Genomic DNA, 20885 nt, shown 5'->3' on the forward strand with positions numbered 1-20885 from the left:
GGCAACCGAAGATGGGACAAGAAGGCGCGTTGCCCGCCATTTCGCTCCATTTGCAGGAAACGGGCACAAACCCTGCTTCGCCGGTCAGAACTTTCTGACGCGAAGCCGAGTCTGTCTCCACCATGAAGCGCACCCCCCTCCTGGTTACCCTGACCTTGGCCATCGCCGTGACGGCGGGCTGCGCCACCCTCGACGCCAAGCAGCGCGAATGGATCTTCCAGCCCAGCGACCGCAGCTGGGGCGGTGCACAGTCCACGGCGGACATGCAGGATGTCTGGATCGACTTCCAGTCCGACGCCAGCGGCAAGGCCGAGCGCCTGCATGGCCTGTGGCTCGCCCATGAGCGCGCCGATGCGCCTGTGCTGCTCTATTTGCACGGTGCACGCTGGAATGTGGCGGGCTCGTCGGGCCGCATCCGGCGCATGCAGGAGCTGGGCTTTTCGGTGCTGGCCATCGACTACCGGGGCTTCGGCCAAAGCAGCGCCGGGCTGCCGTCCGAGGCGACCGCCAGCGAAGATGCCCGCGCCGCGTGGGACTGGCTGGCCCAGCAGCAACCGGGCAAGCCCCGCTACATCTTCGGCCACTCGCTGGGCGGCGCCATTGCCATCGACCTGGCCCGCCAGGTGTCTGACGAACAGGGCACCATGGTGGAAGGCACGTTCACCAGCATCCCCGATGTGGTCAGCACCTTCAAATGGGGCTGGTTGCCGGTGTCGGGCCTCATCACGCAGCGATTTGAGTCCGTCCGCAAGGTGGCCGAGATCGGCTCGCCCCTGCTGGTGGTGCACGGCAGCCAGGACAGCCTGATCCAGCCCGCCCTGGGCCGCAAGCTCTTCGAGGCGGCGCAGGAGCCCAAGCAGTTTGTGCTGGTGGAAGGCGGGTCGCACCACAACACCAACTCGGTAGGGCAACCAGCGTATCGGCAAGCGATGGCATCGCTGTTCAAGCTGAGGTAGAGACACCCCCTGAGGCGCTGCGCGCCTGGGTGCGTCGGCCAGAGGCCTGCGCTCTTCGCTGCCGTCCAAGCCTGCGCAGGCAGGCTTGGAGCCGCGGCGCTCAGCCCCCGCTATCGAAGCGCTGCGCGCTGCGGGCAGGGGGACGCAGCCCTCGCTGCGGGGCGGCCCTTGCTCGGCTGCCCTGGCTTGGGCCGCGTCGGTATCGAAGGCCCTGTCTGGTACGCTCCAGCGGTTATGTCCGCTCCCTCTACCGCAGCTGCTGGCGCTGCTCCCCCTGCCTCCATCAACCCAGGCATGGCCATCCTGGTGCTGGCCATGCTGCTCTCCATTCAGCCCGTCACCACTGACCTGTACCTGCCCGCATTGCCCGCCCTCACGCGCAGCCTGGGCGCTCAGATGGCCGCGGCACAGCTCACGCTCAGCGGGCTGCTGCTCGCGTTTGGCTGCTCGCAAATGGTGTGGGGGCCGTTGTCAGACCGCTTTGGCCGCCGCCCCATCCTTCTGGCGGGGCTGGGCATCTACACCGTAGCCTCGCTGGGTAGCGCCTTTGCGCCCACCATGACACTGCTCATCGTGTGGCGCATTGCCCAGGGTGCCGCCATGGGCGCGGTGGTGATGTGTGCCCGGGCCATCGTGCGCGACCTGTACACCCCGCTCGATGGCGCGCGCGCCATGTCCAAGGCACTCACCGGGCTCGGGATTGTGGCCTGCATCTGCGCACCACTGGGTGGGGTGCTGAGCGAGTGGCTGGGCTGGCGCGCGGCGCTGATGGCGCTCACGGTGTATGCCGTGGCCACGCTGGCACTGGTGGCGCTGCGCTTGCCCGAGACCCTGGCGCACCGCAACCCCAAAGCCCTGCAGCCCCGCGCCCTGGTCGGCACCTGGATGCATGTGTTGCGCAGCCCCACATTCTGGGCGTTCTCGCTGCAGACCACAGCCACCTATGGCGGGCTGTTCACCTTTCTGGCCGCGTCCTCGTTTGTCTTCATCGACGTGCTGGGTCTCACGCGCACGCAGTTCGGGTGGACGATGGCGTCGGCCTGCGTGGCGTACCTCGCGGGCACTTTCCTGTGCCGGCGCCTGCTGGTACGCCAGGGCCTGCTGCGCACCGTGGCCATTGCTGGCGCGCTCAGCGTGAGCGGCGGCACGCTGATGGCGGCCGTGGCCTTCATGGGCTGGCACCAGCCGTGGGCGCTGCTGTTGCCCTTTTACCTGTTCATGCTGGGCCACGGCATCCACCAGCCCTGCGGGCAAAGCGGTGCGGTGGGGCCCTTCCCCAAAGCGGCTGGCGTGGCGTCCGCACTCAATGGTTTCATGATGATGCTGGCCGCGTTCGGGATTGGCGGCTGGCTGGGCATGCGGCTGGACGGCACGGTGTGGCCGCTGGTCAACGGCATCTGGTTCTGGTCGGTGGTGCTGGCCCTGATCTCGTGGACGCTGGTGCAAAAATTTGGAGCGCCGCGTGAGCATGCCTGAGCCCCTGTTGCACACCACCCTGCCCGCCATTGCACTCGCGGGCCCCACGGCCTCGGGCAAGACGGCAGGCGCTCTCGCGCTGGCCGCTGTGCTGGGCAAGCAGGGCACGCCGGTGGAGATCATCAGCGTGGACTCGGCCCTCGTATACCGGGGCATGGACATCGGCACCGCCAAGCCCACGCCCGACGAGCTTGCCGCTGTTCCGCACCACCTTATCGACATCCGCGACCCGCTGCAGGCCTACAGCGCGGCCGAGTTCGTGCAGGACGCCACGCGGCTCATCGCCGAGATCCGTGCGCGCGGTGCCCTGCCGCTGCTGGTGGGCGGCACCATGCTGTACTTCAAGGCGCTGTTTGACGGCATTGACGACATGCCCGCCGCAGACCCTGCCGTGCGCGCACAGATCGAAGCCCAGGCCGCAGAGCAGGGCTGGCCCGCGCTGCATGCCGAGCTGGCCCGCGTAGACCCCGTGACGGCCGCACGCCTGGCCCCGGCCGACAGCCAGCGCATTCAGCGAGCGCTGGAGGTGTGGCACGTATCCGGCCAACCCCTGTCGAGCTTTCATACTACTAAAAAGATAGCTGGTAGCGCTTGTGAGATAAGCGCTAGAGCCTTATTTTCCTTAGAACCTGACGACCGCGCCTGGCTGCACGGCCGCATTGCCCAGCGTTTTGACGCCATGCTGGCCAGCGGCTTCATCGACGAAGTGCGGGCCCTGCGCGCGCGCGGCGACCTGCACCCGGACCTGCCCTCCATGCGCTGCGTGGGCTACCGCCAGGCGTGGGAAGAGCTGGACTTCCAGGCGGCCAAAGGCCCCGACGCACCGCTGAACCTCGCCTTTCTGCGCGAGCGCGGCATTGCCGCCACGCGCCAGCTGGCCAAGCGCCAGATCACCTGGCTGCGCAGCATGCCCACACGCCACACCATCGCCTGCGACCAGCCCCACGCCGTGGCCGACCTGGTGCAGGCCGTGCTGCAACGCCTTGCACAACGCACACCATGACGCGCACCATGACGCAGCGGCTGCACATCGACGGCCTGGGCAAACACTATGGCGATACGCCGGTGTTCGCCAACGTGCAGTTCACCGTGGCGCCCGGCGAGTTCGTCGCCATCGTGGGCGACTCGGGCGTGGGCAAGTCCACGCTGCTCAACTGCCTGGCCGGGCTGGACAGCTGGGACACGGGCCACATCACGCACGGCAGCACTGACCTGGGCCAGTTGGGCGACACAGAGCGCGCCCTGTGGCGCCGCGCCCATGTGGGTTTTGTCTTCCAGGCCTTTCATGTGCTGCCGCACCTGGACGTAGCGCAGAACGTGGCGCTGCCGCTGATGCTGCTGGGCCAGAACGACCCGGCGCGCGTGCAGCAGATGCTGGACGCCGTGGACATGGGCGCCCTGGGCGCGCGGCTGCCCCAGCAGCTCAGCGGCGGGCAGCTGCAGCGCGTGGCGATTGCCCGCGCACTGGTGCACCGCCCTGCCCTGCTGCTGGCCGACGAGCCCACCGGCAACCTCGACCCCACCACGGCCGCCCGCGTGATGGACCTGCTGCTCGCACAGACACGCGAGCACGGGGCGTCGCTGGTGCTGGTCACGCATTCGGATGCTGCTGCGGCCCGGGCCGACCGGGTCCTGCGGCTGCGCAGCGACGGCATCAGCGCGGGCGGCTGACCCGCAACGCCCGCCTCACGGTTCGAGGCGGGGCGCCCGAAAGCGCCCGTTCTGGTGCAGCACCACGGACCGCACCTCGCCGCTGGGGTAGCGCTCAAACTCCAGCTCCGCACGCACCGCGTCATACGCAAACCGATCTGGCTGCCCTGGCAGCGGGTAGACCGTGAAGCGCGGCTGCGAGCCCAGGCGCACCTGCAGGCGACCGTCTTCAGCCTGCACATCCAGCACATTGCCGCCACGCAGCCGGTAGCGGCCCAGGTAAGGGGCCAGCACGCCCTGGGCCTGGGGTGGTACCAGACCCAGCACCGGCTCTTCGGACCGGGTTGCCGTCAGGCGTGCACCAAAGCGCGTGTAGTGCAGCACCGCAGGCCGCCCTTCTTTGTCACGCTCAAAGCGCAACTGACGGCCCGATGCCGGCTGCGTGAAGGCATCGGGCCCCAGCACCTGCAGCGGTGCGAACACACCCCCAGTGGGCCGAAGCTGCAACTGCCCCTCCACCATGGCAAGGCTCAGGGCGACGGCGGGTGATACGCGGTACACCCCTTCGTACGACGCCAAGGCAGCCGCGTCGGTGGCGGGCTCACCGGGCGGCACGGGGTAACGCTGCGCCAACAATGGCGTCATCACATCCTGCTGCGCGGCACGCGCGTTGCCCACCAAGGCGATCACAGCCTCGCCCCGCTCAGGAGCCAGCAGCCACACGCTGCGAAAGCCCCCGGTGCCGCCGCCATGCAGCCAGGTGCGCAATCCGTCGCGCTCGCGCAGCATGATGGCGTAGCCGATCTGGCCGCCGTCGTGGTCCGCAAGCGGTGTGAACAAGCGCTCGGCCGCTGGGCCCAAGGGCCCTTGCGCGCCCGCCAGCAGCGCGCGGCTGAGCACCAGCATGTCGGCCGTGGTCGAGCGCAAGGCACCCGCACCGGCAAAGGCATCGAACTCCCACACCGACACCGGCGCCTCGCCGTCATGCGGTGCAGCAAGGCGGGGGGCCTTGTCGCCCAGCGACTGCACCGTGTCCGTCATGCCCAGAGGGCCGGTGATGCGCTCATGCACCAGCACCGCCCAGGGTTTGCCGTAGCGCTGGGCCAGCAGCTCGCCCAGCACCGCAAAACCGAAGTTGCTGTATGCGCCAGCGCACGGCGGCGACTGGGTCAGCCGTGCATCGGCCAGGGCTTGCCACAGGCGGGGGCGGTCGTAGCGCAGATAAGGATTGGCGGGATCGGAATTGTGGCGGAAGTCCGCCGGCAAGCGTGGCAGGCAGGAGGTGTGGGTCACGAGTTGGCGCAATGTGATGGCGGCCACCGGGGCGGGCAAGGCGGGAGCCAGTGCGGATGAGCCATTGAGCAGCCGGCCCAGCGTGTCGTCCAGCGCCAGATCGCCGCGCTCTACGGCCTGCGCCAGCAGCAGGCCGGTAAACACCTTGCTGATCGAGCCCACTTCAAACAGAGCCTGCGCGGGTGCATCCGCCGTGCGGTTGCGGGCTGTGCCGAAATGCGCCCGCCCCCCGTGCCACACGCCCACCTCAGCCGCGCCGCGCAACGGGCCCAGCGCTGCAGCCGCCATGGCGTCCGCAGGGCCCGACCAGTCGAAACGGGGTGGAGGGGCAGGCACAGCGGGTGTGGTTGCAGCGTGCCCGGCAAACGCTATCCACAGCGCCCCGGCAGCAAGGGCTTGCCACGCAAGGCGGCGTACCGGGGCAAGGACTCCATCACTGCAAACCATTTGATCGCCTCCCTGAAAGGCACCACGGTACGGGTGCCATGGCCGGCATGGTCGCATGCACTGGCTGTGGGCAGGCTTAAGAAGCGGTTCAACATCTATTGGGGAGCGCCATCCGGCGGCGCTCCGGACGGCCATCCGACGCTCCACGGGCAACGGAGATCCCGGCCACGCAGCCCCATGGATCTGCATGCGGCAGGCCGTTGGCGGGCGACCCAACCGCCGTTCGAGGTTCGTCTTGCGCCCACGGAATCAACCAACCCACTCGCCCTGGGAGGGGCGGTGGATTGCATTTTTTCGCGCAAGTCCGATGGAGTTACTCGATGTTCAACCGCTGCGCCGCCTTGTTCACCTTCTTGGGCAGGTTCAGCGTCAGCACACCGTTGTCGTATTTGGCCTTGGCTTGTGCAGCGTCCACATCGGCGGGCAACTGGAAGCTGCGAGCCACCGCCCCGTAGTAGCGCTCCGAGCGCAGCACCTTCTCGCCTTCGCGCTTTTCATCGTGCTGGCGCACCTCGGCGCGCAGGCTGACCACATTGCCTTCGAGCGAGACATGGATGTCTTCCTTGGCCACGCCGGGCACTTCGGCCAACACGGTGTAGCCGTCCTCGGTTTCCTTCACGTCCACCTTGATCTGGCCGGGGCTGGGCAGGTTGTCGCCGTGCAGCGGGCGCACGTAAAAGCCCGGTGCAATGTCCTTGAAGAAGTCGTCAAACAGACTGCCGCGTGTCACAAGAGAGTTCATGGTTTTGCTCCTGAAAAGGGGTTGAGACAAACAACTGGGCCTGCGCAGGAGGGCGGGCCCCTGAGAAGGTGTGAACGAACCCCACATGCCCGCACATCCCGCCAAAACGCTCCCGCTCGTTGTTGCAAATGCTCGCCATGGCCCGAGCTATGGCTGCGCTTTGCGCCTAGATCGGAAACGTTTTGGCATCCTGCTCGGGCACGCGGGGCTCATTCACACCTTCTGGCTCCAAGATAGGCGCAGCCTTTCGGCACTTCAAGAGGATGCAAAACGCAAGGTTGACCTGCATCAAACGCTGCTGGGACCAGCCCCTGCGGCCACAATGCAGGCCATGCTTGCATTGCTCCGCACCTTCTCCTGGCAGGACCTGCGCCACCACCCCTGGCGCAGCGCTGCGGCGGTGGCGGCGGTGATGCTGGGCGTGGCGCTGGCGTTTGCGGTGCATGTGATCAATGCGTCGGCGCTGGACGAGTTTTCGCAGGCGGTGCGCGCCGTCAACGGTCAGCCCGACCTGGAATTGCGCGCCATGCAGGGCGATCTGCCCGAGGCGTTGTATGGGCAGCTTGCCACACACCCCCAGGTGGCGCGCGCCAGCCCGCTGCTGGAGCTGTCGGCCGTGGCGCGAGCCCTGCGGCCGCAGCCAGGTGCTGCAAGCGTGCCCTCCCCCACCAGCGCCCCGCTGCGCGTGCTGGGCGTGGACGCCCTGCTGCTGCCCACCATGGCGCCCGCGCTTATGCCACGGCCCTGGGCGGGCGCGGACCGGCTGGCCCTCTTCGCACCGGCCACCGTGTTCCTCAATGCGGCGGCGTTGCAGGCACTGGGTCTGCCCACCACGCCCACCTCATCGACTGAACCGGCACCGCAGCTCCTGCTGCAGGCCGGGCTGCAGCAATGGCCGGTGCAGGTGGCGGGCACGGTGGCCGCCGGGGGCGCACCCCTGGCGGTGATGGATATCGGCGCTGCGCAGGATCTGTTTGGCCGCGCGGGCCAGCTCAGCCGCATCGACCTGCAGCTGCAGCCGGGCACAGACCGCAGCGCGTGGGAGCAGGCCATGCGCGCGCTGCCCGGCTGGCCGTCGCAGGTGGTGTTTGCGCAGCCGGGCGACGCGGCGCAGCGCATCAGCAATCTGTCGCGCGCCTACCGCGTGAACCTCACGGTGCTGGCGCTGGTGGCCTTGTTCACGGGCGCATTTTTGGTGTTCTCGGTGCTGGCGCTCAGCGTGGCGCAGCGTGCGCCGCAGTTTGCGCTGCTGGCCGTGCTGGGCGCCACACCGCGCCAGCGCCTGGCGCTGGTGCTGGCCGAATCCGCCGTGCTGGGCCTGGTGGGCAGCGCCGCCGGCATCGCCCTGGGCACGGCCCTGGCCGCTGCCGCGCTGCGCCTGCTGGGGGGCGACCTGGGCGGTGGCTACTTTGCGGGGGTGCAGCCGGTTCTGCAGTGGAGCGCGCCTGCAGCCCTGGCCTACGGCGCACTGGGGGTACTGGCAGCACTGGTGGGGGGCTGGTGGCCCGCGCGCGCCGCGCAGACACTGCCGCCGGCGCAAACCTTGAAAGGCCTGGGCACCGTGTCCAGCCAGGCGGGCAAAGGCTGGATAGGTATTATTTTGATAGCTATTGGCGCTGTACTGACGAGCGTTCCGCCCATTTTTGGCATACCACTTGCCGCGTACCTGGCCATCGGCCTGCTGCTGGTGGGCGGCATTGTCGTACTGCCCTGGGCCATGGCCTGGCTGTTGCACCACCTGCAGCCGCTGGCCGCACGCCACACCCTGGCGCTGCTGGCACTGGAGCGCGCGCGGCGCATGCGTGGCACGGCAGCTATCGCAGTGGGCGGCGTGGTGGCCAGCCTGAGCCTGGCCGTCGCGCTGACGGTGATGGTGTCGAGCTTTCGCGGCTCGGTCACGCAGTGGCTGGACGCAGTGCTGCCATCGCCCCTGTATGTGCGCTCGGCCCTGGGTGTGCCGGGCAGCGAGGCTGCACTGCTGCCTGCGGGCTTCGCCGAATCCGTCGCGCAATTACCTGGACTGGCGCGTGTGCAAGCCCTGCGCGCGAGCCCGGTGCAGCTGGATGCGACGCGCCCCGCGCTCACGGTCATCAGCCGCCCACTGGGTAACGATCCGGCGCAAAGTCTGCCACTGGTGGGCGAGGCCCTGCGCGTGCCCGCGGGGCGCACTGGCGTCTACATCAGCGAGGCGGTGGTGGACCTGTATGGGCTACGCCCTGGTATGGAGTGGCCTGCACTTTCTGATGCTTTTAGCCCCCTGGCGCTTGATAGACAAGCGCAACCAGCTATCTTTTATATAGCAGGCGTATGGCGCGACTACGCCCGGCAGTCGGGCGCCGTGGCCATGGACCGCACCGTATGGCTGCGCCTGACCGGCGATGCCCGCACCAGCGACCTGGCGCTGTGGCCCGCCGAGGGAGCAGACATCGCAGCGTTGCAGGATTCGATCCGCGCAGTGGCAGCCGCGCAGGCGGGCCGTGTGCCCAAGGCCCGGGAGAGCGCCAGTGCGGTGGACGGGGCCCTGGTGGAGTTCGTCTCCGCAGGCGCTATCCGTGAACGGTCGCTGCGCATCTTCGACCGCAGCTTTGCCGTCACCTACTGGCTACAGGCCGTGGCCATCGGCATCGGCCTGTTTGGTGTGGCCGCCAGCTTCAGCGCCCAAATCCTCGCGCGCCGCAAGGAGTTCGGCCTGCTCGCCCACCTGGGCCTCACGCGGCGCCAGATCCTGGCTGTGGTGGCCGGCGAAGGCGCCGCCTGGACGGGCGTGGGCGCGGCCGCAGGCTTGCTGCTGGGCCTTGGCGTATCGGTGGTACTGGTGCACGTGGTCAACCCGCAGAGCTTTCACTGGACCATGGACCTCAGCCTGCCTGCCGGGCGGCTGCTGGGCTTGTGCGTGGCCGTGGTCGCATCGGGCACCGTCACGGCGTGGCTTGCAGGGCGGGCTGCGGCGGGGCGGGATGCGGTGATGGCTGTGAAGGAAGACTGGTAGCCAGCGGAACACAGCCCCGCAACGGCCCACCAGGCCCATGCAACAAATTGGTGCAGACACGTCACACCGACCAAATTTTGTTTGCAAATTGCAAACTCTTTCACGAAGATAGTAAACACGCTACAAAAATCATCGCGCTGTAACCAGCACACAGGCCGCAGGCATCCGCCCGAAACGCGCCTCACTGTGGTGCAGCGTTTGCCTGATCAACGAGGGAAAATCCAATGCAACGAAAGATTTCACGCCTTTTGGCCGGTTGTGCCATGGCCTTGTGCTTGTGCGCCCCTGCGGCAGCGCAAATTGTCATTCCACCCGGCGCCTCGCTGGACGCTCCAAGCGGCTCCATCGTTGATTTGAGCTGTAGCACCGTGGATATGCAAGGCACGCTCAACATCGGTGGCACGCTGAGTGTAGACAGCGACGTTACCTTCGGCTCCAGTGCCATCGTCTCCGGCAGCAACGGGATCATCTCGGTGGGTGGCAATCTCTCCGCCACAGGCCCCATCGACACCGGCAACAACACAGTGGTGCTGCGCGACGGCTGCATTGGCAACACCAGCCAGATCAGTGGCAATTTCGTGTTCCAGAACCTGACCTTGTCCAGCACCACGGGCCGCACCTTTGTCATCCCCGCAGGCGCCAACATCACCGTGCTGGGCACCCTGACCCTGCAAGGAGCGCCCGGTCAAAACATCCAGCTGGTCTCCTCGGGCGGCGGCACTGCCGTCATCAACCTGGGCCCCGGCGCAACGGTCACCCGTGACAACGCCACTGTCAATGGCGGCGTGCAAATCGGCGGCGCGGCAGCAGCCACCAACATTCCAACTTTGAGCGAATACGGCCTCATGCTGATGGCATTGTTGATGGGCTTGGCAGCCTTGTGGCACCAACGCCGTGCCCCAGGCGCAACGGGCAATCGACGCATCTGAAACTGCCGGAACCAGGAGTTTTCATCCATGAAGTCATCTTTTCATCCTCTGCGTCTGATCTGCGCCCTGAGCGCTGTCTATGCACTGCACACGCCCCTGGCCCTGGCTGCCGATATCAGCTTCACCCCGCCCAGCGGCGGCGGTTTTGTGATCAAGAGCCCGGGCGGTGCCCAGGAGCGGTTTCGTGTGCAGGGCACTGGCGAGGTCACCGTCCCCGGCTTGAACGGTGCCCCCACCGCCAACAACCTCACCTGCTTTGATGGCGCCGGGCGCCTCGGGCCTTGTGCGGCAGGTATTGGCTCTGGCGCCACGGGTGCCACAGGCCCTACCGGGCCAACCGGTGCAACGGGTGCATCCGGCCCCACCGGGGTCACGGGCGCCGGAGGAGCTACAGGCGCAACCGGCGTCACAGGCCCAACAGGTGCCACAGGGGCTGCTGGCGCTTCTGGCACCGGTGCCACGGGCGCAACAGGAGCGACCGGCGCCACTGGTGCTACCGGCGCGACGGGGGCTACTGGGGTCACCGGACCAACGGGTGCCACCGGTGCCGACAGCACCGTGCAGGGGCCTACGGGGCCTCAAGGTATCCAGGGCATTCAAGGGCCTGTCGGCCCTACCGGAGCAGACAGCACCGTGCCCGGGCCACAGGGTATCCAGGGTGCCACGGGGCCCGCCGGGCCTACCGGACCTACCGGACCTTCAGGGGCAGCAACAGTGACATTGACAACGGTCACCAACAGTGCAAATTGGGTCATAGGCACTCCACCAGACCCCGCTTACGGTGATCCGGTCTCTGTGACCGCAACCTGCACAGCAGGAAAAACGATAGTCAGCGGGGGGTGTCGCATTACGACTGGAGCAGCCGCCAGCTATTTTGGAGGTGGTTTCCCGTCAGCGACCGACCAATGGACCTGTGAGTTCACTATTTTCGATACGCTTGCAGCCACAGCCTACGCCATCTGCCAGTAGTTGAGTACTTACTCGCAACACGCACCGCACACGGGGCATGGATGCAACAACGCACATGCCCCGTCCAACGCACGGGATGGAATGTCTTTGTGATGTGCAGTGCCCTCGATAGGGCGCACCAGGCTCCATCACACTGCTCCGCCTGCTTTTGCGATGTCCAGAAAGCACTGGCTCGTACCACTGGGTGCTGCCTGGCCCGGCATCGTCTCGCCACATCCCCCAGAGTTTCACCCTCTAGCAACACCCTCAACCAGCCCGGCGCACCATGAAACCCACCTACCAACCGCACCACCTGTTCGCCGTGCTGGGAGCCGCCTATGCACTGCACGCCCCCCTGGCCCTGGCGGCCGATCTCAGCTTCACCCCGCCCAGCGGCGGCGGTTTTGTGATCAAGAGCCCGGGCGGTGCCCAGGAACGGTTTCGTGTGCAGGGCACTGGCGAGGTCACCGTCCCCGGCCTGAACGCTGCCCCCACCGCCAACAACCTCACCTGCTTTGATGGCGCCGGGCGCCTCGGGCCTTGTGCGGCAGGTATCGGATCTGGCGCCACGGGTGCCACAGGCCCCACCGGGCCAACCGGCGTAACGGGTTCATCCGGCCCCACCGGGGTCACTGGCGCCGCAGGAGCTACAGGCGCAACCGGCGTCACAGGCCCAACAGGTGCCACAGGGGCTACTGGCGCTTCTGGTACCGGTGCCACGGGCGCAACAGGAGCGACCGGCGCGACGGGGGCTACTGGGGTCACCGGACCAACGGGTGCCACCGGTGCCGACAGCACCGTGCAGGGGCCTACGGGGCCTCAAGGTATCCAGGGCATTCAAGGGCCTGTCGGCCCTACCGGGGCAGACAGCACCGTGCCCGGGCCACAGGGGAGCACCGGTGCAACTGGCGCCACAGGGCCTGCGGGACCTACGGGGGCGACCGGGGCGACGGGGCCGGCAGGAGCAGGAGGGTATCGCTGGCAGAGCATCCTAGCGTCCACAGCAACCAGCACGTCGGGCTACATGAATGGCGCCGCTGTCATCGCAGGTGCCAGTTTTTTTGCGATGCCCTCAAGCTGCACCATCGGCAATGTCAACGTGCGGACCGCCAACGCCTTCCCCGCACTAACGGCAACTTTGCTCAAAGGCAACGGCTTTGTGGCACCCAGTACTGTCAGCTCCTGTACCGGCGCACCTTGCACTATCACCGCAAACCTCGCATTCAACGCAGGCGATTCTTTCGCGGTCACATTGGATGCTGGTGGTGCTCAGCTCGGAACCACCAGCGGTGGGCTTTCCGTTGAATTTTCGTGCCAGTAACAGTGAGTGGTGCATTCGTGGCAGCCACTTACACCGATGGATGAAGACTGACGAGTACTCACCCCAACACAGTCCCTCTCCGAAGTAACCCCCCTCAGCCAGCACTGCACACCATGAAGCCCAGATCCACAAAGCCCACGTTCCAACCGCACTATCTGTTCGCTGTGCTGGGAGCCGCCTGCACACTGCACACGCCGCTGGCCCTGGCGGCAGATTTATCCTTCACGGTCCCCAGCGGTGGCGGGTTTGTGGTCAAGAGCCCCGGCGGCCAGGAACGGTTTCGCGTGCAAGACAGTGGCGAGGTGCGTGCACCCGGTCTGAGTGGTGCCACACCCAACACCAGCCTCACGTGCTTTGATAGCGCCACAGGTCGCCTGGGTCCTTGTGCGGCAGGTATTGGCTCTGGAGCCACCGGTGCCACAGGCCCTACCGGGGCGACCGGTGCAACAGGCGTGACCGGCCCCACCGGTGCCACGGGCACCACAGGTACTGCTGGTGTTACTGGCGCCACCGGCCCGACAGGTGCCACTGGAGCGACCGGCGCTTCGGGCACCGGTGCCACGGGCGCAACAGGCGCCACCGGGGCCACGGGCGCTACCGGTGTGACGGGCCCCACGGGGGTCACAGGTGCAACGGGCGCCACGGGTGCAGACAGCACCGTACAAGGACCTACAGGCCCTACGGGGGCTCAAGGCCTCCAGGGCATTCCTGGGCCTACCGGCGCTACCGGTGCCGACAGTACCGTGCCAGGGCCAACCGGGACCACCGGCGCAACGGGTTCTACTGGAGCGACTGGTGCTACTGGCGCCACCGGGGCGGCTGGCGGCGGAGGCGGCGGCATTCTGTTCGGCACCGCGGCGATCATGCCAGCGACGACCGACTCGGCCGCTTTTGTGCCTTTTGGCATCGGAGGCATTTCTGGCGGCAATTTTGACTATTCGCGGTGCCTGTTCACTGCAGGGTCGGCCTGCCCCATCGACCCAACGGTGTTCGCCAATGCCTCGTCCCCAGCCTTTGCGACCTGCACCACCACAAAGCTGCACGTGAGAAACTACACGGCCGTGCCAACGATTCCCCTGACCGTGACGCTCTATAAGAACGGAGCCTCGACGGGTCTGAGTTGCACGGTGGGCGCTACACCTGCAGCCACCTGCACCAGCACCACGGCGGTGGCCCTCTTGCCCACTGACAATATTGCGCTGCAGATGAGCACAACCAACGTTGGCGGCTTTACCTCTGGGGGAAGCGCGATCGAAGGAACCGCCATCAGCGCCGTGCATTGCGAGTGATTCAAGAGGCCGGCCCCGGCATAACCGGCCCCAGTCAATGCGATCCGTAGCTTTCTGGTTGCTTGCTTGCAGATAGGATGGAGACGCCGCCCCCGCGAGAGGACAACTGGCGGGGACCGCGCAGACTGCCAACACCGGCCTGCGCGCAATCTGCCGGGGTCCGGATTCCCCGCCTCTAAAGCCCACGCTGAAGACCTATGCGACACATGCCCCCCGTCGTGCTCAACATGATCATCAAGAACGAGGCCCCGGTGATCACCCGGTGCCTCGCTTCGGTAAAGCCCTGGATAGACCACTGGGTCATCGTGGACACGGGCTCCACCGATGGCACGCAGGACATCGTCCGCGAGTTCATGCACGACGTTCCCGGTACCCTGTTCGAGCGCCCCTGGAAGAACTTTGCGCACAACCGCAACGAAGCGCTGGAGTTGGCACGCCCGTATGGCGGCTACCTGCTCTTCATTGATGCCGACGAGCAACTGCGTGTGCCGCCCGACTTTTCCTGGCCCGCGCTCTCGGCCGACGGCTACACCCTGACCTGCCACATGGACGGCTGGGAATACCAGCGCAACAGCCTGATTGCCACACGCACCGGCTGGCACTGGGAGGGCGTGCTGCACGAATACCTCACCGCCAAGCAGCACGGCCCCTGGCAAACGCTGCAGGGGCCGGTCATCCACGTCTCCCATGATGGCGCCCGTGCACGCGACCCGGAGACTTACCTGCGCGACATGGCCTTGCTGGAGCAGGCCGTGCGGGACGACCCCACCAACACGCGCAACGTGTTCTACCTGGCCCAGAGCTGCCGCGATGCCGGGAAGATCGAGCCCAGTTTGTTGTGGTACCAGCGCCGGGTGGATATGGGGGGCTGGGAAGAAGAGCGCTGGTACGCCCTGTTCCAGATCGCCGTGCTGCACGAGCGCAACCACGCCCCCGCCGCCGCCGTGCGCGAGGCCTATCTGACCGCCTACGCAGCCCGCCCCCAGCGGGCTGAACCGCTGTGCGAACTGGCCCGCTACCACCGCGAACGTGGCGAACATGCGCTCGCCACGGTGTTTGCGCTGCAGGCGTCGCAGATTGCGCAACCCGCAGACATTCTTTTTGTGGACACACAGGTGTACGCCTGGCGTGCACTGGACGAGCTGGCCGTCAGTGCCTTCTACACCCCCCACCGTGATCTGGGCCGTGCCGCGCTGCAGCGGCTGCTGGCCGAACGCCGCTACCCTGAGGCACAAGCCCAGCGCATAGAGGCCAACCAGGCGTTCTACGGGCTTTGACCACCCTGGTGACCCGACGAGGGCTGCGACAATGCAGCCCATGCAGAAACAGCCCTCCGCTTCTCCCTGGCTCCACGAAGCCATCGCCCGCATCGAAGCCGACTACCAGCGCAGCGCCGACACGCACCTGATCCCACTGCGCCTGCCTGCCTTTGCAGTGCATGGCATTGACTTGTACCTCAAGGACGAATCCACCCACCCCACAGGCAGCCTCAAGCACAGGCTGGCACGGTCGCTGTTTCTGTATGCACTGTGCAATGGCTGGGTGCATGAGGGCTCGACCATCGTCGAGTCGTCGAGCGGCTCCACCGCAGTGAGCGAAGCCTACTTTGCGCGGCTGCTAGGGCTGCCGTTCGTGGCGGTGATGCCGCGCACCACGTCGCCCGAAAAAATTGCGCAAATCGAGTTCCATGGCGGGCGTTGCCACTTCGTGGACAGCGCGGGCGCGGTGTACGACGCGGCCCGCACCATTGCCGCCGAAACCGGCGGCCACTACATGGACCAGTTCACCTATGCCGAGCGGGCCACCGACTGGCGCGGCAACAACAACATTGCCGAGAGCATGTTCACGCAGATGGCGCGCGAGCCGCACCCGGTGCCGCGCTGGATTGTGGTGGGCGCGGGCACGGGCGGCACCAGCGCCACCATTGGCCGCTATGTGCGCTACCAGCGCCATGCCACGCAGGTGTGTGTGGCCGACCCGGCGGGTTCGGTGTTCAGCGCCTACCACCGCACAGGCGATGCCGCGCTGACAGCGCCGGGCTCACGCATCGAGGGCATCGGCCGGCCGCGTGTGGAGCCGAGCTTTATCCGCACGCTGGTGGACCGCATGGTGGATGTGGCGGACTGCGAATCGGTTGCTGCCATGCGCGCGCTGTCGCAGTTGCTGGGACGGCGTGTGGGGCCGTCCACGGGCACCAACTTTGTAGCCATGCTCACGCTGGCCAGCGAGATGCGCGAGCGGGGCGAGCGCGGCTCCATCCTGTCTCTGCTGTGCGATGCGGGCGAGCGCTACCTGCCCACGTACTTCGACACCGACTGGGTGGACCGCACGTTTGGCGATTGCTCGGCGGCGCAGCAGAAGGTGGATGCGTTGATGGGCTGAGCGCCCTGCCCCGTCCCGCAATTCCATCCCGTACCTTGATCCCCACACCATGCACAGCTCCACACGCCGCCAGTGGCTGATGGGGGCCAGCCTGCAGGCAGCCGGGCTGGGTGCGCTGCTCTGGCCGGGTGCGGCGCAAGCACTGCCCGCGCGCGCTCTGGCCTTTCCGCGCGACCACGGCAGCCACCCGGAGCTGCGCACCGAGTGGTGGTACATCACCGGCCATGTGCAAGCGCAGGGCCAGCCTTGGGGGTTTCAGCTCACGTTTTTCCGCTCACGGGTGGACGCCACACAGGGCCTGCAGTCGGCGTTTGCTGCCAAGCAGCTGCTGTTCGCGCATGCGGCCATCACCGATGTGAAAGGCCAGCGCCTGCAGCATGACCAGCGTATTGCGCGCGCGGGCTTTGGTGTGGCGCAGGCCAGCCAGGCCGACACACACATCCGCCTGCAGGACTGGACGCTGGAGCGCGTTGATGTGCCCCACAACACGCCCAGAGAGGCGCCGCGCAGCCGCTACACCACGCGCATCACCGGCAGCGAGCTGGGGCTGGAGCTGCAGTTCGACAGCACGCAGCCCGTGCTGCTGCAAGGCCAGCAAGGCCTGTCGCGCAAGGGGCCGGAAGCGACGCAGGCGAGCTACTACTACAGCCAGCCGCAGCTGGCCGTGAGCGGGCACCTGACAGTGGCGGGCCGCCGCATGGCGGTCGAGCCGGGCACCGGCCGCGCGTGGATGGACCACGAGTGGAGCGAGGCGCTGATGCACCCCGAGGCCCAGGGCTGGGATTGGATCGGCATGAACCTGGCCGATGGCAGCGCGCTCACGGCCTTCCGCCTGCGGCGCGCGGATGGGTCTGCGCTGTGGGCCGGAGGGTCGTGGCGGGCACCCGGGCAGGCCGTGCAGGTGTTTGGCGCGCAGGCCGTGATCTTTACCCCGCTGCGCACCTGGACCAGCCCGCACAGCGGCGCGCGCTACCCGGTGCAGTGGCGGGTGCTGACGCCGGTGGGGCAATTTGAGGTGCGCGCCCTGCTGGACAACCAGGAGCTGGACAGCAGTGGGTCCAGCGGCGCGATTTATTGGGAGGGGCTGTCCGACCTGCTGGACGGCAGCGGACAGCCCGTGGGCCGGGGCTATCTGGAGATGACCGGATATGCAAAGCCGCTGCGCCTGTGAGGGCGGCAGCGGCTTTTTGAGCAGCATCCAGGTAGCAGCCCGCCGTTGCGGGCCATGACGGGGTCAGTGCTTGGCCGTGTTGCCCGCGCGGCGCTGTGCCAGCCAGGCAATGATTTCGCCCATGATGCCCCGGCGGAAGGCCAGCACGCAGATCACGAAGATCAGCCCCGTGACCATGGTGACGGATTCGCCCAGGGTCTTGAACCACTCCACGCTGGTCAGCGCCGCCAGCAGGTTGCCGAATTCACCGATCTTGTTTTCGAGCAGAACCACCACGGCCGAGCCGATGAGCGGGCCCGACAGTGTGCCCAGGCCGCCCACCAGCGTCATCAGGATGACCTGACCCGAGGCCGTCCAGTGCACGTCCGACAGCGTGGCAAAGCCGAGCACAAGCGTCTTGAGGGAGCCCGCCAGCCCCGCCAGCGCAGCCGACAGAACAAAGGCCAGCAGCTTGAAGCGGTGCGTGTCGTACCCCAGAGAGATTGCGCGGGGCTCGTTCTCTTTGATTCCCTTGAGCACCTGGCCGAACGGCGAGTGGATGGTGCGCACGATAACCAGGAACGCAGCCACCACGATGACCAGCGCCACGTAGTACATGACCAGATCGTCCTTCAGATCGATCAGGCCAAAGAGCTTGCCGCGCGGCACGCCCTGCAAGCCGTCTTCACCCCCGGTGAAGGGGGCTTGCAAGCACACAAAGAACAGCATCTGGGCCAGCGCCAGCGTGATCATTGAAAAATAAATGCCCTGGCGGCGGATGGCCAGCCAGCCAAACAGCAGGCCCAGCAAAGCCCCCCCGGCCGTGCCCAGCAGCAGGCCCACCTCGGGCGTGAGGCCCCACACCTTGATGGCATGCCCCGCCACGTAGGCCGCCCCGCCCAAAAATGCTGCATGCCCGAATGACAGCAGGCCGGTGTAGCCCAGCAGCAGGTTGAACGCCGAAGCAAACAGTGCAAAGCACATGAGCTTCATCACAAAGATGGGATAGGCACCAAGGAAGGGTGCGGCAATCAGGCCCAGCAGTAGCAGGCCGTAGCCGATGGTGGCAGTGTTCTTGAGATTCATGCTGGCTGCCCCTTATTTTTCTTTGCCGAACAGGCCGGCGGGGCGGATGAGGAGAACGATGACCATGATGACAAACACCACGGTGGACGATGCTTCGGGATAGAAGACCTTGGTGAAGCCTTCGATGACGCCCAGGCCCAGCCCGGTCAGGATGGAGCCCATGATGGAGCCCATGCCGCCAATCACCACCACGGCAAACACCACGATGATGAGGTTCTGGCCCATGAGCGGCGTGACCTGGTAGACCGGGGCCGCCAGCACGCCAGCGAAGGCAGCCAGCGCGGCGCCAAAGGCGTAGGTCAGGGTCACCATCACGGGCACGTTGATGCCGAAAGCTTCCACCAGGCGTGGGTTTTCAGTGCCAGCGCGCAGATAAGCGCCGAGCTTGGTCTTCTCGATCACATACCAGGTGGCAAGGCACACCACCACCGAGGCCACCACCACCCAGGCCCGGTAGTTGGGCAGGATCATGAAGCCCAGGTTGGTCGCGCCTTCCAGCAGCTCAGGGGTGTCATAGCCCAGGCCCGACACGCCATAGATGGAGCGGAACACGCCTTCAATCAGCAAGGTGAGTCCGAGCGTAAGCAGCAGGCCATAAAGATGGTCGAGCTTGTAGATCCAGCGCAGCAGTAGGCGTTCGATCAACACCCCGAACAAGCCCACCACCAGCGGCGCCAGCACCAGCATCCACCAATAGTTGATGCCGAAGTAGTTCATCGCCATCCAGGTCATCAGGGCGCCCGTCATGAACAGCGCCCCGTGGGCGAAGTTGATGACGTTGAGCAGGCCAAAGATCACGGCCAGGCCGAGACTGAGGATGGCGTAGAACGACCCATTGACCAGCCCCAGAAGGAGCTGGCTCAACAGGCCCGGCAATGAGACACCAAAAATTTCCATGGGAGGCAGCGGCAGGTGGAGGGGGTTCAGGTCAGGGGGCACAACGCGCCAGGCCAGCCCATCTGGGCGGCTGAGCGCGTTGAGTCCGGCTCAGGGCTTTACTTCCAGAGCGCGCACTTGCTCTCAGCCTTGGTGGTGAACACCGTGTCGCCGGGCAGCTTCTTGACGAGCTTGTAGTAGTCCCAGGGCTTGGTGGACTCCGAAGGCTTCTTCACTTCCATCAGGTACATGTCATGCACGTAACGGCCATCGGGGCGCAGTTGGCCCGACGCAAAGAAGTCGTTCATCTTCATGCCGCGCCATGTGGCCATGACCTTGTCGGCATCCACCGTCTTGGCTGCTTCCACGGCCTTGAGGTAGTTCATCGTGGCGGAGTAATCGGCCGCCTGGATTTCGGTAGGCATGCGCTTGGTCTTCTCGAAGAAACGCGCGGCAAACTTGCGCGTGTCGTCGTTCAGATCCCAGTACCAGCTGGTGGTGAATTGCAGGCCTTCGGTGTTGCGCAGGCCCAGGCTGTGCACGTCGCTGATGAAGATCAGCAGACCCGCCAGCTTCATGCTCTTGCCAATCCCGAACTCCTTGGCAGCCTTGATGGCGTTGATGGTGTCGCCGCCAGCATTGGCGAGACCCAGAATCTGTGCCTTGGAGTTCTGCGCCTGCAACAGGAAGGACGAGAAGTCGGACGCGTTGAGCGGGTGGCGCACGGTGCCCACAACGGTGCCGCCCTTGGCCTTGACCACCGTGCTGGTGTCGGCTTCGAGTGCATGGCCGAACGCATAGTCTGCCGTGAGGAAGTACCAGGACTTGCCGCCGGTATCCACGATGGCCGAACCCGTGCCCTTGGCCAACGCCACGGTGTCATAGGCATAGTGCACGGTGTAGGGCGTGCACTGGTCGTTGGTCAGCGCCGAACTGGCGGCGCCGTTGTTGATGTACACACGTTTCTTTTCGGCCGCCACCTTGGCCGATGCCAGGGCCGTGCCAGAGTTGGTGCCACCAAACAGCATGGTCAGGCCCTGGGTGTCGATCCACTCGCGGGCCTTGGAAGCTGCGATGTCGGCCTTGTTCTGGTGGTCTGCGGTGAGCAGCTCGATGGGCATGCCCAGCACCTTGCCGCCAAAATCATCAATCGCCATCTGGATGGCCACCGCACCGTTCTTGCCCTCCACGTCGGCGTACAGGCTGGACATGTCGGTGATGAAGCCGATCTTGACCTTGTCTTGCGCATGCGCGGCCGAGGTGGCCAGGCCAGCGGCGCCCAGCACCAGTGCCAGCGTTTTGAGTTTGTTCTTCATGGATTGTCTCCTGTGGATGTGGTTGAAGAAAACGG

The 20885-nt window shown here is 66.4% G+C and carries 16 protein-coding genes; 11 read left to right on the forward strand and 5 right to left on the reverse strand.

The features are described from left to right. Window positions 1-122: 122 nt before the first annotated feature. The 4 genes from ACODS0_RS00260 to ACODS0_RS00275 all read left to right on the forward strand — a co-directional run bounded on the left by ACODS0_RS00260 (window position 123) and on the right by ACODS0_RS00275 (window position 4103). The gene (locus tag ACODS0_RS00260; RefSeq protein ID WP_218300608.1) at window positions 123-956 is read left to right on the forward strand and encodes an alpha/beta hydrolase; all 834 of its coding nucleotides are present in this window, start codon (window positions 123-125) and stop codon (window positions 954-956) included. Between the two features lie 234 nt (window positions 957-1190). After that, complete coding sequence (locus ACODS0_RS00265) at window positions 1191-2432, forward strand: multidrug effflux MFS transporter (protein WP_121420701.1); 1242 nt, start codon at window positions 1191-1193, stop codon at window positions 2430-2432. Continuing rightward, window positions 2425-3435 carry a tRNA (adenosine(37)-N6)-dimethylallyltransferase MiaA gene (gene miaA / locus ACODS0_RS00270; RefSeq protein WP_488831950.1) on the forward strand — a complete coding sequence of 337 codons (1011 nt, stop codon included), beginning with the start codon at window positions 2425-2427 and terminating at the stop codon, window positions 3433-3435. The genes ACODS0_RS00265 and miaA overlap by 8 nt, the downstream gene beginning before the upstream one ends. 8 nt (window positions 3436-3443) lie before the next feature. After that, entirely contained in the window at window positions 3444-4103 is a 660-nt protein-coding gene (locus tag ACODS0_RS00275) for an ABC transporter ATP-binding protein (RefSeq protein ID WP_436129933.1), read from the forward strand. 15 nt (window positions 4104-4118) lie between these two features. On the opposite strand, the gene ACODS0_RS00280 is transcribed toward ACODS0_RS00275, so the two are convergent. Beyond that, on the reverse strand, window positions 4119-5711 hold the full coding sequence (locus ACODS0_RS00280) for a serine hydrolase (protein WP_488831952.1): 1593 nt from the start codon (window positions 5709-5711) through the stop codon (window positions 4119-4121). A 424-nt stretch (window positions 5712-6135) separates the two neighbouring features. Continuing rightward, window positions 6136-6564: an Hsp20/alpha crystallin family protein gene (locus ACODS0_RS00285; RefSeq protein WP_055393269.1), complete on the reverse strand. Its 429-nt coding sequence runs from the start codon at window positions 6562-6564 to the stop codon at window positions 6136-6138. A gap of 322 nt (window positions 6565-6886) precedes the next feature. Between ACODS0_RS00285 and ACODS0_RS00290 the strand changes: the two genes are divergently transcribed. The 7 genes from ACODS0_RS00290 (at window position 6887) to ACODS0_RS00320 (ending at window position 17593) form a co-directional block, all read left to right on the forward strand. Further along, the gene (locus tag ACODS0_RS00290; protein ID WP_488831953.1) at window positions 6887-9553 is read left to right on the forward strand and encodes an ABC transporter permease; all 2667 of its coding nucleotides are present in this window, start codon (window positions 6887-6889) and stop codon (window positions 9551-9553) included. Between the two features lie 224 nt (window positions 9554-9777). Then, window positions 9778-10482: an IPTL-CTERM sorting domain-containing protein gene (locus ACODS0_RS00295; protein ID WP_055393265.1), complete on the forward strand. Its 705-nt coding sequence runs from the start codon at window positions 9778-9780 to the stop codon at window positions 10480-10482. 1234 nt (window positions 10483-11716) lie between these two features. Next, a complete protein-coding gene (locus tag ACODS0_RS00300) occupies window positions 11717-12751 on the forward strand; it encodes a collagen-like protein (protein WP_488831955.1) in 1035 nt (344 codons plus the stop codon). A gap of 113 nt (window positions 12752-12864) precedes the next feature. After that, window positions 12865-14040: a hypothetical protein gene (locus tag ACODS0_RS00305; RefSeq protein WP_488831956.1), complete on the forward strand. Its 1176-nt coding sequence runs from the start codon at window positions 12865-12867 to the stop codon at window positions 14038-14040. 206 nt (window positions 14041-14246) lie between these two features. Then, entirely contained in the window at window positions 14247-15317 is a 1071-nt protein-coding gene (locus tag ACODS0_RS00310) for a tetratricopeptide repeat-containing glycosyltransferase (protein WP_488832640.1), read from the forward strand. A 31-nt stretch (window positions 15318-15348) separates the two neighbouring features. Further along, a complete protein-coding gene (locus ACODS0_RS00315; protein ID WP_199727079.1) occupies window positions 15349-16422 on the forward strand; it encodes a PLP-dependent cysteine synthase family protein in 1074 nt (357 codons plus the stop codon). Between the two features lie 49 nt (window positions 16423-16471). Then, complete coding sequence (locus tag ACODS0_RS00320) at window positions 16472-17593, forward strand: lipocalin-like domain-containing protein (protein WP_488831959.1); 1122 nt, start codon at window positions 16472-16474, stop codon at window positions 17591-17593. A 63-nt stretch (window positions 17594-17656) separates the two neighbouring features. Here the strand turns inward: ACODS0_RS00320 and ACODS0_RS00325 are convergent, their stop codons facing one another. The 3 genes from ACODS0_RS00325 to ACODS0_RS00335 all read right to left on the reverse strand — a co-directional run bounded on the left by ACODS0_RS00325 (window position 17657) and on the right by ACODS0_RS00335 (window position 20850). Continuing rightward, on the reverse strand, window positions 17657-18658 hold the full coding sequence (locus ACODS0_RS00325; protein WP_055393257.1) for a branched-chain amino acid ABC transporter permease: 1002 nt from the start codon (window positions 18656-18658) through the stop codon (window positions 17657-17659). Between the two features lie 12 nt (window positions 18659-18670). Further along, the gene (locus ACODS0_RS00330; RefSeq protein WP_010463953.1) at window positions 18671-19555 is read right to left on the reverse strand and encodes a branched-chain amino acid ABC transporter permease; all 885 of its coding nucleotides are present in this window, start codon (window positions 19553-19555) and stop codon (window positions 18671-18673) included. A gap of 98 nt (window positions 19556-19653) precedes the next feature. Next, a complete protein-coding gene (locus tag ACODS0_RS00335) occupies window positions 19654-20850 on the reverse strand; it encodes an ABC transporter substrate-binding protein (protein WP_055393256.1) in 1197 nt (398 codons plus the stop codon). Window positions 20851-20885: the final 35 nt, after the last annotated feature.

It is taken from the genome of Acidovorax sp. FG60 (genome assembly GCF_057808995.1).